This window comes from Devosia sp. 63-57 (assembly GCF_001899045.1).
Classification (GTDB): Bacteria; Pseudomonadota; Alphaproteobacteria; order Rhizobiales; family Devosiaceae; genus Devosia; species Devosia equisanguinis.
On the sequence record NZ_MKUY01000004.1, the window covers coordinates 56,016 to 68,755 of the forward strand.

Here is a 12,740-nt window from a genome sequence, read left to right on the forward strand (position 1 = left end):
GGAGCCGAAGCCTCCGGTTGTCGCCATGCGTCCAGTGTTAAAGCCGACCCCGATCACGGGGAGGTTGGGTGGGGGTGGGGCCGCCTGTGCAAAGCTATCGCTCATCATGCCGCCACCTCGTGGATACCCGGAACCGAAGGCGCTTCGGGGTGCTGGAGCCAGCAGCGGGATTGGTGGGTGGCGCCGAAAAGCGGCGGCAGGGCGGCGAGGCATTGGGCCATGGCGTGGGGACAGCGCGGGGCGAAGGGACAGCCGGGCGGTGGCGCCAGCATATTGGGCGGGCTGCCGGGGATGGGGGTGAGGCGGCGATGGGTGTCGTCGCGCAGATCGGGTACGGCGCCGAGCAGGCCGACAGTATAGGGATGGGCCGGGCGGGCAAAGAGATCGCGCACCGGAGCGGTTTCCATGACCAGGCCGCCATAGAGCACCAACACCCGGTCTGTCACTTCGGCGATGACGCCGAGATCGTGGGTGATGAGGATGACCGACATGCCCAGGCGCTGCTGCAGGTCCTTGAGCAAGGACAGGATCTGGCGCTGGATGGTGACGTCGAGCGCGGTGGTCGGCTCGTCGGCGATCAGGAGCTTGGGGTCGCAGGCCAAAGCCATGGCGATCATGACGCGCTGGCGCATGCCGCCGGAAAATTCGTGCGGATAGGATTTGAGGCGCGTGGCGGCCGAGGGGATGCGCACCAGTTCGAACAGTTCGATGGCGCGGGCCCTGGCCTCGGCGCGGCTGGCCTTGCGGTGGCGCAGAATGGCTTCCATCACCTGCTCGCCTACGCTGAGCGTGGGATTGAGCGAGGTCATGGGGTCTTGGAAGATGACGCCGATGCGATTGCCGCGCAGTTCGCTCAGGGCATTTTCGTCGAGCGACAGCAGATCGGTGCCCTCGAAACTGGCGCTGCCGCCCTTGATGCGGCCGCCGGCCTTGAGCAGGCGCAGCACCGACATGCAGGTGATCGACTTGCCTGAGCCGCTCTCGCCGACGAGGCCGAGCATTTCCCCGGGAAAGACATCGAAGCTGACGCCGCGCACGGCCTGGACTTCGCCGCGGCGGGTGAAGAAGGAGGTGGCGAGATCGCGGACGGAGAGAATGGGCTGGGTCATCCGCGCAACCTCGGATCGAGGGCATCGCGCAGGCCATCCCCCAGGAAATTGAAGGCAAACATGGTCAGGGAAATCGCGGCGGCAGGGAAGAAGAGCTGATGCGGATAGGCCCGCAGTGTCTCGACGGCCTCGGAGGTCAGCGAGCCCCAGCTGGCCAGCGGCGGGGTGACGCCGAGACCGATAAAGCTCATGAAGCTCTCGATGAAGATGGCCGAGGGGATGAGCATGGTCAGGGTGACGATGATCGGGCCTATGGAATTGGGCAGCAGGTGTCGGGTGAGGATGCGCGCCGGGGAAGCCCCCATGGTGCGGGCGGCGGCGACATAATCCTGGCTCTTGAGCGAGAGAATCTGTCCGCGCACGATGCGCGCCATATCGACCCAGAACACCGAGCCGATGGCGATGATGATCGAGAGCAGTCCGCTATCGAACACAACCATCAGCAGCACGACATAGAGCGTCAGCGGGATGGTGGAGATGATTTCGACAAAGCGCATCATCACCGCATCCACCTTGCCGCCCATATAGCCGGCAATGCCGCCATAGAAGACGCCGACAAAGAAGTTCACCAGGGTGGCGACAAAGGCGACGGTGAGCGAAATCTGCGCGCCATAGAGCTGGCGCACGAGAATGTCGCGCCCGAGCTGGTCGGTGCCGAAGATATAGGTGCGGTTCCAGCTCCAGCCGGAGGGGCGCAATTCGCTGCCGTCTGCCAGCAGCAGGCGCGGCGGCAGGCGGGAATAGTCGAGGGTGACGGTGGTGTCGCCAAACTCGAAAGCCTGGCTCTTCTTGATCATGTCGCGACGCTCGCCGCGCACCAGAGAGAGCACGTGGCCCTCGCTATCGACCTCGTAGAGGTTGAAATTGGAGGCGTTGAGGAAGAAGTGGGTGGTTTCGCCGGTGGAGCTGGTGACCGCATAGGTCTCGAAAACAGGCGGGATATTGGAGAGCTTGAGGTCCTGGCGGAAATAGGTGTGCGGGGACAAGGCCGGACCGAAAAAGGCGGCAATGACCAGCGCGACAATGAAGACGATGCTGGCCATGGCCGGCTTGTTGGCGAGCAGGCGCCGGCGCACTTCCTGGCCATAGGTGGGCGCGGGCGGTGGCGGGGGTGCCTGGGTGGCGTCCGCCGGCAGCTTGGCCCACATCTCGGGAGCGATCTGGGTCATGCGGCGGCCTTGCTGAGCTTGATGCGGGGATCGAGCCAGACATAGAGCAGGTCGACGATGAGGATCATGACCATGAGAATGGCGGCGTAGAAGATGGTGATGCCCATGATGGCGGTGTAGTCGCGATTGGTGATCGAGAGCACGAATTGCCGGCCGATGCCGGGCAGGGCAAAAATCTGCTCGATGACGAAGGAGCCGGTGACGAGATTGGCGACAACCGGGCCGAGCACGGTGACCACCGGCAGGAGCGAATTGCGCAAGCCGTGCTTGATCAGGATCTGGCCGGGTTTCAGGCCCTTGGCGCGGGCGGTGGTCATATAGTCCTGCTCGAGCGTTTCGAGCAGCGAGGAGCGCGTCAGGCGCGAGACGAAGGAAATCCAGAAGCCGGAGAGGGCAATGACCGGCAGGATATAGCCGCGCCAGTCATCGAGCCCGAAGGTGGGCACCCAGCCCAGCCGCAGGGCGAAGACATAAAGCGCCACGGTGGCAATGACATAGGAAGGGATGGCGACGCCAAGCGTGGCGATGGCCATGACCAGCGTATCGGGCCAGCGATTGCGGTTGAGCGCGGCGGTGATCCCCAAAGGCACGCCGACGGCGACGACGCAGATGACGGCCAAAAGGCCGGTCTGCAGCGTCACCGGCAGGCCGGCGGCGATCATCGAATTGATCGAGACGCCCGGATATTTGAACGAAGGCCCGAGATCGAAGCTCAGGATACGGGCGAGGTAATTGAAATATTGCTGCCAGATGGGCAGGTCGAGCCCGTACTTGGCATTGAGCGCCGCGGAGATTTCGGGCGCCAGCATGCGCTCAGACACGAAGGGCCCGCCCGGCACAGCGTGCATGAGGAAGAAAGTGAGCGTGATGATGGCGAACAAAGTCACGGCCATCATGCCCAGGCGACGCAGGATATAGGAGTACATCAGAAAGTCTGGCTTGAAATGGTTTGCTTATAGCCGGGCGCTGGGGAGCACATCGCCCATATGCATCAGCAAATGGGCGGGCAATCAATCCACCGCGCCGCGTTATAGGAAAATAATTTTGCGCAGTTTGACGCAGGCAAAAGGGGCGCGGGTCAGGCCGACAGGATGTGGATATGCGGCTTGCCGTGGTGCGGACTGGTCTCGACGCGCGCATCGACGCGGAAGACATCGCGCAAAAGCTGTTGCGTGAGAACGGTTTCCGGAGTGCCGCGGGCGACGATGCGGCCCCTTTCCATCACCACCAGCTGGTCGCAGAACAGGACGGCGTGGTTGAGATCGTGCAGGGCGATGATGCTGGTGAGCTGGAGAGCCGAAATCAGCTGCAGCAGTTCCATCTGATGCTGGATGTCGAGATGGTTGGTGGGCTCGTCGAGCAGGATTTCGGTCGGGGTTTGGGCAAGGGCGCGGGCGATATGGACGCGTTGGCGCTCGCCGCCGGAAAGACTGTGCCAGAACTGGTGCTGCCGATCGAGCATGCCGACGCGGCTAAGCGCTTCGCGCACGGCCTGGTCGTCGGCCCTGGTCCAGCCCGAAAGCGGGGCGCGGTGGGGAATGCGGCCGAGCCGGACCACATCGAGCACCCGCACATTGGCCTCGGTCGAGGCATGCTGTTCGACCAAAGCCACGCGGCGGGCGAGAGCACGGCGGCCGATGCGGCCGATGTCCTGGCCATTGAGGGTAACCATGCCGGCCTCAGGGCGCCGCAGCCCGGCGAGCAGGCGCAGCAGCGAGGACTTGCCCGAGCCATTGGGGCCCAACAGGCCCAGCATGCCACCACGCTGGGCTTGCAGCGATACATCGTCGACGATGCGCTTGTGCCCGATGGACCAGGAGAGGTTCTTGGCCGCGATGGTCATGCGGCCCCCTTGGAACGGTAGAGGATGATAGCGAAGAACGGCACGCCGACAAGTGCGGTCACCACGCCGATGGGCAGCACCTGCTGGGGCATGACCACGCGGGCGACGATATCGGCAAGCACCATGAAGATGCCACCGGCAACCACGCAGGTGGGCAGCAGACGGGCGTGGTTGGGGCCGACGATGAAGCGGGCGGCATGAGGCACGACGAGGCCGACAAAGCCGATCGAGCCGACCATGGAGACGATGGTGGCGGTCATCAGCGCGGTGACGCCAAACAGCCCGAACCGCACCGCGCCTACTGGTATCCCGAGCGAGGCGGCGGCGTCGTCGCCGAAGGCGAAGGCGTCGAGCGCGCGGGCGAAATAGAGGCAGACGAGGAAGCAGAGGCCCACCACGGCGGCCACGAGGTAGAATTCGGGCCAGCGCACGCCGCCAAAGCTGCCCAGAAGCCAGAACATGACGTCGCGGGCCTGCTGGGCATTGCCCGACGTGGTGACGACATAGGAGGTGAGGGCATTGAACAATTGCGAGGCGGCCACACCGGCAAGGATGGTCTTGCCCGCCCCCCCGCGCGCGCCATTGGAGAGCAGGGCGACGAAGAGGAAGGCGGCGAATGCGCCGGCAAAGGCGCCGGCGGAGAGGGTGAGCGTGCCCGCCCCGACCCCGAGAATGACGATGGCCACGGCCCCGGTGGAGGCGCCGGCGGAAATGCCCAGCACATAGGGCTCCGCCAGGGCATTGCGCAACAGCGATTGCAGCACCGCTCCGCTGAGCGCGAGGCCGGCGCCGCAGCAGGCGGCGACCAATGCGCGGCTGAGCCGATAGTCCCAGATGACGCTTTCCTGGATGGGCGGCAGGGCAATGGCGGTCCAGCCCAGCCGATTGGTGAATGCGGCAAAGGTGACATCGAGCGGGATCGACATCTCGCCGATGCCGGTGCCGGCGGCAATGGCCAGCACCAGCAGGAGGCTGGAGAGCAGGAGCAACAGGCCAAGCCCGGCTCCCGCAAGCCTGTCGTGCCAGATCACTGGATGAGACCGGGCTTCTCGAGCTGGGCGGCCACCTGCTCTGCGCCATAGAGGGTGCGGATAGTGGGGTTCATCGCCTGGCCGTCCATAACCACGATATGGTCGTTCTTGACCGCGTCGAGCTGGCTGACGGCCGGGTCAGACTTGAGGAAGGCAATCTTGTTGGCAGGCTTGTCGAGCTCCCAGCGATTGCGATCGAGATCGGCGACCACGATGACATCGGGATTGGTGGCCATGATGCCTTCCCAGCCCATGGTGGGCCATTCGGCCTCGGTGGTGATGGCATTGTGGCCACCCAAGAGGTCGGCAATGAACCCGGATGCACCGTTCTTGCCGCCGAGATAGGCGTCATCGGCGGGGCTGGGGCTGGAGAACCAGAAGACGAAGGAGAGGTCCTGGTTGGCCGTGCCGACGCGCGCGCGCAGGGCGGCTTCGCGGGCCTTGAAATCGGCGATCAGCGCCTGGCCGCGATCGGCCACGTCGAAGATCCGGGAGAGCTCGTCGATTTCCTGGTAGAGCAGATCCATGTTCCACAGCGCATCGCGGCTGCCATAGACATCCTTGGTATCCTGGCGGGTGGTGCAGACGCCGGGAGAGAGATAGCCGGGGATGCCGAGCGTCTCGAGGTCCTCGCGCTTGATCACCTTGCTCTCCGGGCCAAGCAGCAATGGCAATTGCGCGGCCACGAAGTCGGGGCTTTCGGCCAGCACCGCCTCGAGGCTGGGCTGTTCGACGGTAAGGAGCTTGACCTTGGCATTGGCCGCTTCGAGCTCGGGCAGCACCTTGCTCGGCCAGAAGGCGGTGGCCACCATGTGGTCTTCAAGCCCGAGCAGCAGCATGATCTCGGCGCTGTTCTGCCCCAGGGCGACGGCGCGTTCGGGTGCCTTGTCGAAGGTGACGGAGACGCCGCAATTGTCCAGCGTCAGGGGATAGCTGGTCGAGGCGGCAAAGGCGGGAACTGTTCCCAGCGCCAGAACGAGACTGAGCAGCGCGGCGCCGGACTTGATAGGAAACATGAGATGGCCTTGGAAAGCGTTTTGCGAGGAGGGCCCGCGCGCGCCTTCTACGCCGGGGGGCGGCGTAAAACAAGACTGCATATGTCATGTTATGCTGGCCGAAGACCCGGCGGATGGTCAGGCGGCGAGGATGGTGTCGACCTCGGCGCGGCTGGGGGGCTGGCAACCTTTTTTGCCGCAATTGAGGCCGGCGACGACGGCGCCGAAGCGCAGCGTGGTGGCGAGGGCTTCGGCATCGAGCTGGCCCAGGGCGCCGGGCTTGAGCGCGCCGGTTTCGGAGAGCCAGGTGAGGATGCCCGCCATAAGGCTGTCGCCGGCGCCCACCGTGTCGCCGAAAACCGGCGGCGCATAGATGGCGGCCCTGGCTTCGGCCCGACGCGAAAAGGCGCGCGAGCCGTGTTCGCCCAGGGTGACGACGACCAGCTCGCAATTGGGCCGGTCGAGCAATTTTGCAGCGTAATGCTCGATGCTGAGCTCGGGCGCGAGCCAGGCGTGGTCTTCCTCGGAGAGCTTGATCAGATGGGCGAGATCGAGAAATTGCGACAGGCGGCGGCGATAGCCGTCCTCGTCATCGACCAGCTTGTCGCGGACATTGATGTCAAAGGAGATGGTGGCGCCCCGGCCGATGGCGGCGCGGACAATGTCCAGCCAGACCAGGGCGTCTTCCTCTAGGATCGGGCAGAAGCCGCCGACCTGGTAGAGGGCAATGGATTGCGGCAGGGCCCTAAGCAGGCCGTCGCGGGTGAAGGCGCGGTCGGCACCACGCTCGAACACGTAGGAGGCCTGCATCTTGTCATTGAAACTGACGATGGCCTTGGTGGTCGGGGCGGCGACGCGCTCGGTTAGCAGCACCGACACCTTGGCTTCGGCCAGAGGTGCGAGCAGGAGGTCGCCGTGCTCGTCCTGGCTGATAGGGCAGAGAAAGCCGGTGTCATTGCCCAGCTTGGCCAGCGCAATGGCGCAGTTGAACGGGGAGCCGCCGGCATGGGCGACGCGTTCGGCGCCGGGCGCTGCCGAGACCGGCACCAGATCAATCAGGCTCTCGCCGCCGACAACGAACATGGTCTCTCCCCTAGAATGTGTCGGTGCTGCCATAGCACTTTAGTCGCATGAGTTTCCAGCCCGTCGCGATGGGTTGCCAGAGGGCCGATCCCGGCCGAAATCGGCCAAGTCATGCGGAGTTAAGCGTTGACCCACCGAACGGATAATGTTCAATCGGTCCAGTGGATTGCCGTCTCGGGGAGAGGGATGGCCCATAGGGAAAGAAGGGAGGCTCTCAATTGCAAGGGCTCGCCGCGCTGGTCCGGGTGATCAGCGCCATCAACTGGCTCGTGGGCCAGGTCTTGTCTTGGCTCGCACTGGCGTGCGTGTTCGTCTGTTTCAGCGTCGTGGTGCAACGCTATTTCTTTCATAGCTCGACCCTATGGATGCAGGATCTCTATGTGTGGCTGGCCGGTGCCATGTTCACCGGGGTGGCCGGCTTCGCACTGCTGCGCAACGACCATGTGCGCGTCGACATCTTCTATCGCCCCGCCTCTGTGCGGCGCCGGGCTATTTCCGACCTGATCGGGGTGGTGCTGTTCCTGATCCCCTTCATGGTCGTGGTGTGGACCTATACGTTCCCGGCCGTCAGGCGCTCCTGGGGCTTTTATGAGGCCTCGTCCAATATCGGGGGTATGCCGGGACTGTTCATCCTCAAGACCTTCATCCTGGTATTCGCCGTGCTGGTCGGCCTGCAGGGGCTGGCCATGGCCGCGCGCTCCATCCTAGTGCTGGCCGGGCGCGAGGCGCTGTTGCCGCCCGATCTGCGCTACGAAACCGATGAGGAAAAGCCGCAAGCGGCCGGAGGAACTGCCTGATGGATCCCGTCCTTATTGGGGAAATTCTCGCCGCGCTGATGTTTTTCGGCATTATCGGCGTGTTGATGCTGGGCTTTCCGGTGGCGTTTTCGCTGGCCGGCACGGCGCTGATCTTCGGTCTCGTCGGCTGGTGGCTGGGCGTCTATGACCCATCCAATTTCGGCTCCTTGGCCGGACGCTATATCGGGCTGATGACCAATGAAGTGCTGGTGGCGGTACCGCTCTTCATCTTCATGGGCGTGGTGCTGGAGCGCTCGGGCATTGCCGAGCAATTGCTGCTGACCATGGGCAAGCTGTTCGGCAATCTGCGCGGCGGACTGGGGCTTTCGGTGGTGGTGGTGGGGGCGCTGCTGGCGGCATCGACCGGCGTGGTCGGCGCCACCGTGGTCACCATGGGGCTGATCTCGCTGCCGGCCATGCTGCGTGCCGGCTATGATCCGAAACTGGCCACCGGCGTCATCTGCGCCTCGGGCACGCTGGGGCAGATCATTCCGCCCTCCACCGTTCTCATCTTCATGGGTGACATGCTTTCGGGCATCAATGCCCAGGTGCAGATGTCGAAGGGCAATTTCGCGCCGGAGCCGGTTTCGGTCGGGGCGCTGTTTGCCGGCGCCATCATTCCGGGCCTGCTGCTGGTGGGGCTCTATATTCTCTACATCATCTTCAAGGCGATCACCGATCCCAAATCCTGCCCGGCGACGCCGGTGCCGGAGGCAGAAAAGCAGCACCTCGCCCGGGAGATCGTGACGGCGCTGGTGCCGCCGCTGCTGTTGATCGTGGCGGTGCTGGGCTCGATCCTGGCGGGCGTCGCCACGCCGACCGAAGCGGCATCGGTGGGCTCGATCGGTGCACTGATCCTGGCGCTGCTCCGTCGCCGGCTCGATTTCGGCGTGCTCAAGCAGGCGGTGATCTCGACGGCGACGATCACCTCGATGGTGTTCATCATCCTGTTTGGCGCGGCGGTGTTCTCCATCGTCTTCCGCATGATGGGCGGCGACAATCTCGTGCACGAATTCCTCTCGTCCATGCCGGGCGGGGCGGTGGGCGCGCTGATCATCGTCATGCTGATCATGTTCCTGCTCGGCTTCATCCTCGACACCTTCGAGATCATCTTCATCGTCATCCCGATCACTGCCCCGGTGCTGCTGGCGCTGGACGTGAACCCGATCTGGCTGGGGGTGATGGTGGGCGTGAACCTGCAGACCAGCTTTTTGACGCCGCCCTTCGGCTTCTCGCTGTTCTATCTGCGCGGCGTGGCGCCCAGAAGCGTCTCGACCGGCATGATCTATCGCGGGGCGGTGCCCTTCGTGATCCTGCAGCTCGTGGCGCTGGTCTTGCTGTTCATGTTCCCGGACCTGATCACCTGGCTGCCCAAGATGATCTATGGCTGAGCACGGCCTCGGCGCCGAAGAACAAAAAACCGGCGGAGCGATCCGCCGGTTTTTTCTGGGGTTGGAGCCATCACGGGTGGTCGGGGACGTTCAGCGGCCGGCGACGCACCGTGCCATGGATGGCGGCGGCAGGGTGGTTTGCTGCATGCGCCGAAAACCAACCAAACAAAAACCCCGCGGCAGCGACCGCGGGGTTGGCGTAAGCCGGTGGGCCGGGATTATTCGTATTTGATGTATTTTTCGCGGGCGGCAAGGAAGGGCATGTCGGTGCCTTCGGTGCGCTGGCGCAAGAGGTTGAAGGCGGTGACGAAGCTCTCGGCCACTTCCTTGGTGAGGGCGTCGCCGCCGTCGCGGATTTCGGCGATCAGTTCCATCGACGCCTTGGCGCCGGCCTCGAGAATTTCCTCGGGGAATTGCCGCACATTGACGCCGTGCTCGGTGACCAGCGCGTTGAGGGCGCGGGGATCGTTGGCATACATGTCGGAGGCCACGTCGTCATAGGAGGCCTGGGCGCACATCTTGACGATTTCCTGCAGGTCTTCGGGCAGCGCCTGGAACTTGGCCTTGTCGACGACGATTTCGGTGGCCAGGCCCGGCTCGACGAAGCTGGGGAAGTAGTAGTTCTTGGCGATCTGGTAGAAGCCCAGCGCCAGGTCGTTATAGGGGCCGACGAATTCGGCGGCGTCGAGCGTGCCCGATTGCAGCGCGGCGAAGATTTCGCCGGCGGCCAGGTTGGTGACGGATGCCCCGAGCTTGGCCCAGACCTGGCCGCCCAGGCCCGGGGTACGGAAGCGCAGGCCCTGGATATCGGCAACGCCGGTCAATTCGTTGCGGAACCAGCCGCCGGCCTGAGTGCCGGTGTCGCCCGAGAGGAAACCCTGCAGGCCGAACTGGTCGTAGATCTTGTCCCAGAGTTCCTGCCCGCCCAGATAGCGGACCCAGGCGGTGAGCTCGCGGCTGGTCATGCCGTAGGGCACGCCGGTGAAGAAGCTGAGGCCCTGGCTCTTGTTCTGCCAGTAATAGGGGGTGCCGTGGCTCATTTCGGCGGAGCCATCGATTACGGCATCGAGCGCCTGCAGACCCGGAACCATTTCACCGGCGGCGTAGAGCTGCACGGTCAGTCGGCCACCGGAGGCGCGGGTGATGCGGTCGGCGAGGTTCTGAGCGCCGACCCCCAGGCCCGGGAAATTCTTGGGCCAGGTGGTGACCATGCGCCAGGTGATATTGCCCTGGGCAATGGCGGGTGCGGCCAGAGTGGTTGCCGCCGCCGCGCCGATGGTGGCCACCGAAGCCTGCTTGAAGAATTCGCGTCTTTTCATTCATTTCCTCCTGAAAATGCGCCGCCGGGCGACGCATGCAGCGCGGCTCCCTCTCCCTGGGACACGCTGGTCCCGATCAAGAAAGCAATCGTGGCGGCTGCTGTCCAGCATCTTGTTTGTTCGCCTCGACTTTTTACCGGTCCGCACCAGCACAGGAATTATTTCGTCGCTGCGGGATGAAAGCTCGGGCTGTGGTGTTGATACTGGTGAAGCGCGCGCATGCGGCTTCCCAGACAGGAGATTTCGAAATGCAGTTCCGTTCGCTTCTCGCCGGCGCCGCGGCGCTCGCGCTGTTCGCCGTGCCAGCCTTTGCCGCAGACTTTCTCGGCGGGCAGGTCAAAGCCACCGACATCGGTGGCAAGATGGTGCTGACCGACGCCAATGGCATGAGCCTTTACACCTTCGACAAGGACACCAAGGGTGACGGCAAGAGCGTGTGCAATGATGATTGCGCCGCCAAGTGGCCGCCGCTCTTCGCCGACGACAATGCCGCCCCCGAGGGCGATTTCACCGTCGTGACCCGCGACGATGGCACCAAGATGTGGGCGTATAAGGGGTGGCCACTTTACTATTGGTACGAGGATGCGGCTGCCGGCGACATCAAGGGTGACGGCGTGGGTGGCGTCTGGCATCTTGCGGTCGAATAAGGCGTAGACGTTCCAGGACCGTTCGGCGTGGTCGATTTTCTCGATGAGCTCGAAGCCAATGTACCGGCCCTGCGCCGGTATGCGCGGGCGCTCACCCGCGATATCGATCGCGCCGACGACCTGGTGCAGGATTGCCTGGAGCGCGCCATCGGCCGTCGTGGGCTGTTCCAGCCACGTGGGCCGCTGCGCCCCTGGCTCTTCACCATTCTCACCAATTTGCATCGCAACAGCCGGCGCGAGGCGCGACGGCATGGCACCGTGCTCGATCTCGATGCGGTGGCTGAACCGGCAATCCCGGCCCCGCAGCCCGGTCATATGGCGCTGGCGGAGCTGGCGCGCGCCATCGACACCCTGCCACTCGATCAAAAGGAAGCCTTGCTGCTCGTGACTCTCGAAGGCCTTGCCTATGCCGAAGCCGCCGCCATTCTGGGCATCCCCACGGGCACGCTGATGAGCCGGTTGGGCCGTGCCCGTGCCAGCCTCAGGACCATGACCGGCACGCCGGCCGAGCCGCATTTGAGGACGGTCAAATGAGTACGCCCGATCGCGACCGGCTGATGGCCTATATCGACAACGAGCTCGACCCCGCAGGGCGTGCGGCGGTGGAGGCCGATGCCGCCGCCATGATCGAGATTGCCGCCCTGCAACGGCAGGCCGACGCCATCCGCACGCTGTTTGCCCCTGCCGCAGCCGAGCCGGTGCCGGCGCGGCTCGATCCGCATCGGCTGGCGCTGGTGCGCAATCGGCAGCGGGTGCAGGCGGTGGGGCGTGCCGCTATGATCGTCGCTGTGCTGGGCGTCGGCATTGCCGCCGGCTGGATGCTGCGGCCGAGCGGCGAGGCGCCGGCGCTTTACGACCGGCTGATCGCCAATGCCGTCAGTGCTCACACCGTCTATGTGGCCGAGCAGCGTCATGCGGTGGAGGTTTCGGGCAGCGAGAGCGAGCATTTGTCCAACTGGCTGTCAAACCGGCTGGCCAGCAAGCTGGCCATGCCCGATCTTTCGGCAGAGGGGCTGAGTTTTCTGGGTGGGCGGCTGCTGCCGGCGCCGGAAGTGGCGGGCGGACGGGCGGCGCAACTGATGTATGAGGACGCGGCGGGCGAGCGGCTGACGCTTTATATAACACCATCGAACGGGGTGGGTGGGCCGGCGCTGGATACAGTGCGCTTCGGCGTCGATACGGCTGTCTATTGGGCCGACGATATCTTCACCTGCACCCTGGTGGGGCCGCAACCGCCCGAGGCGATGCAGGCGGTTCTGACCAGCGTGGCGGCGCAGTTGAGTCCTGGCCAAAGCCAGCGTGGCTACCGCGATCTCTGAAAACCTCTCCCTTTGGAGGAGGGGTGGGGGCGCGGCG

13 protein-coding genes are annotated in these 12,740 nt (G+C 64.6%); 5 read left to right on the forward strand and 8 right to left on the reverse strand.

The features are described 5' to 3' along the window. Positions 1 to 104: 104 nt before the first annotated feature. The 7 genes from BGO80_RS05455 to BGO80_RS05485 form a co-directional block, all read right to left on the reverse strand. Entirely contained in the window at positions 105 to 1,109 is a 1,005-nt protein-coding gene (locus BGO80_RS05455) for an ABC transporter ATP-binding protein (protein WP_286719751.1), read from the reverse strand. Continuing rightward, entirely contained in the window at positions 1,106 to 2,278 is a 1,173-nt protein-coding gene (locus BGO80_RS05460; protein WP_286719753.1) for an ABC transporter permease, read from the reverse strand. Before BGO80_RS05460 ends, BGO80_RS05455 begins: the two co-directional genes overlap by 4 nt. Next, the gene (locus tag BGO80_RS05465) at positions 2,275 to 3,204 is read right to left on the reverse strand and encodes an ABC transporter permease (RefSeq protein ID WP_286719756.1); all 930 of its coding nucleotides are present in this window, start codon (positions 3,202 to 3,204) and stop codon (positions 2,275 to 2,277) included. Before BGO80_RS05465 ends, BGO80_RS05460 begins: the two co-directional genes overlap by 4 nt. A 152-nt stretch (positions 3,205 to 3,356) precedes the next feature. Then, on the reverse strand, positions 3,357 to 4,121 hold the full coding sequence (locus BGO80_RS05470) for an ABC transporter ATP-binding protein (RefSeq protein WP_286719757.1): 765 nt from the start codon (positions 4,119 to 4,121) through the stop codon (positions 3,357 to 3,359). Further along, a complete protein-coding gene (locus tag BGO80_RS05475) occupies positions 4,118 to 5,152 on the reverse strand; it encodes a FecCD family ABC transporter permease (RefSeq protein WP_386849554.1) in 1,035 nt (344 codons plus the stop codon). Before BGO80_RS05475 ends, BGO80_RS05470 begins: the two co-directional genes overlap by 4 nt. Further along, positions 5,149 to 6,168, reverse strand: coding sequence for an ABC transporter substrate-binding protein (locus BGO80_RS05480; RefSeq protein ID WP_126150629.1), 1,020 nt, complete (start codon positions 6,166 to 6,168; stop codon positions 5,149 to 5,151). Before BGO80_RS05480 ends, BGO80_RS05475 begins: the two co-directional genes overlap by 4 nt. A 117-nt stretch (positions 6,169 to 6,285) precedes the next feature. Continuing rightward, positions 6,286 to 7,230 (reverse strand): carbohydrate kinase family protein, encoded by a 945-nt coding sequence (locus BGO80_RS05485; protein ID WP_286719761.1) that lies wholly within the window; start codon positions 7,228 to 7,230, stop codon positions 6,286 to 6,288. A 218-nt stretch (positions 7,231 to 7,448) separates the two neighbouring features. Between BGO80_RS05485 and BGO80_RS05490 the strand changes: the two genes are divergently transcribed. Together BGO80_RS05490 and BGO80_RS05495 are read left to right on the forward strand one after the other, a co-directional pair. Beyond that, complete coding sequence (locus BGO80_RS05490) at positions 7,449 to 8,027, forward strand: TRAP transporter small permease subunit (RefSeq protein ID WP_126150631.1); 579 nt, start codon at positions 7,449 to 7,451, stop codon at positions 8,025 to 8,027. Continuing rightward, on the forward strand, positions 8,027 to 9,418 hold the full coding sequence (locus BGO80_RS05495) for a TRAP transporter large permease (protein WP_286719764.1): 1,392 nt from the start codon (positions 8,027 to 8,029) through the stop codon (positions 9,416 to 9,418). The genes BGO80_RS05490 and BGO80_RS05495 overlap by 1 nt, the downstream gene beginning before the upstream one ends. A gap of 218 nt (positions 9,419 to 9,636) precedes the next feature. Here BGO80_RS05495 and BGO80_RS05500 read toward each other — a convergent pair whose 3' ends face one another. Then, positions 9,637 to 10,737 carry a TRAP transporter substrate-binding protein gene (locus BGO80_RS05500; RefSeq protein WP_126150633.1) on the reverse strand — a complete coding sequence of 367 codons (1,101 nt, stop codon included), beginning with the start codon at positions 10,735 to 10,737 and terminating at the stop codon, positions 9,637 to 9,639. 248 nt (positions 10,738 to 10,985) lie between these two features. On the opposite strand from BGO80_RS05500, the gene BGO80_RS05505 reads away from it, so the two are divergent. From BGO80_RS05505 to BGO80_RS05515, 3 genes are read left to right on the forward strand one after another with little or no spacing between them, the layout of a single operon-like run. Next, positions 10,986 to 11,384 (forward strand): COG4315 family predicted lipoprotein, encoded by a 399-nt coding sequence (locus tag BGO80_RS05505; protein WP_286719766.1) that lies wholly within the window; start codon positions 10,986 to 10,988, stop codon positions 11,382 to 11,384. A 27-nt stretch (positions 11,385 to 11,411) separates the two neighbouring features. Next, a complete protein-coding gene (locus BGO80_RS05510; RefSeq protein WP_286719769.1) occupies positions 11,412 to 11,918 on the forward strand; it encodes a sigma-70 family RNA polymerase sigma factor in 507 nt (168 codons plus the stop codon). Beyond that, positions 11,915 to 12,703 carry an anti-sigma factor family protein gene (locus BGO80_RS05515; protein WP_286719771.1) on the forward strand — a complete coding sequence of 263 codons (789 nt, stop codon included), beginning with the start codon at positions 11,915 to 11,917 and terminating at the stop codon, positions 12,701 to 12,703. The genes BGO80_RS05510 and BGO80_RS05515 overlap by 4 nt, the downstream gene beginning before the upstream one ends. Positions 12,704 to 12,740 lie beyond the last annotated feature (37 nt).

What these genes read in the sequence shown, in the direction of transcription:
- BGO80_RS05500 (WP_126150633.1), bottom strand. Translation starts at nt 10,737, where the DNA reads ATGAAAAGACGCGAATTCTTCAAGCAGGCTTCGGTGGCCACCATCGGC.
- BGO80_RS05470 (WP_286719757.1), bottom strand. Translation starts at nt 4,121, where the DNA reads ATGACCATCGCGGCCAAGAACCTCTCCTGGTCCATCGGGCACAAGCGC.
- BGO80_RS05460 (WP_286719753.1), bottom strand. Translation starts at nt 2,278, where the DNA reads ATGACCCAGATCGCTCCCGAGATGTGGGCCAAGCTGCCGGCGGACGCC.
- BGO80_RS05455 (WP_286719751.1), bottom strand. Translation starts at nt 1,109, where the DNA reads ATGACCCAGCCCATTCTCTCCGTCCGCGATCTCGCCACCTCCTTCTTC.
- BGO80_RS05485 (WP_286719761.1), bottom strand. Translation starts at nt 7,230, where the DNA reads ATGTTCGTTGTCGGCGGCGAGAGCCTGATTGATCTGGTGCCGGTCTCG.
- BGO80_RS05515 (WP_286719771.1), top strand. Translation starts at nt 11,915, where the DNA reads ATGAGTACGCCCGATCGCGACCGGCTGATGGCCTATATCGACAACGAG.
- BGO80_RS05505 (WP_286719766.1), top strand. Translation starts at nt 10,986, where the DNA reads ATGCAGTTCCGTTCGCTTCTCGCCGGCGCCGCGGCGCTCGCGCTGTTC.
- BGO80_RS05495 (WP_286719764.1), top strand. Translation starts at nt 8,027, where the DNA reads ATGGATCCCGTCCTTATTGGGGAAATTCTCGCCGCGCTGATGTTTTTC.
- BGO80_RS05465 (WP_286719756.1), bottom strand. Translation starts at nt 3,204, where the DNA reads ATGTACTCCTATATCCTGCGTCGCCTGGGCATGATGGCCGTGACTTTG.
- BGO80_RS05480 (WP_126150629.1), bottom strand. Translation starts at nt 6,168, where the DNA reads ATGTTTCCTATCAAGTCCGGCGCCGCGCTGCTCAGTCTCGTTCTGGCG.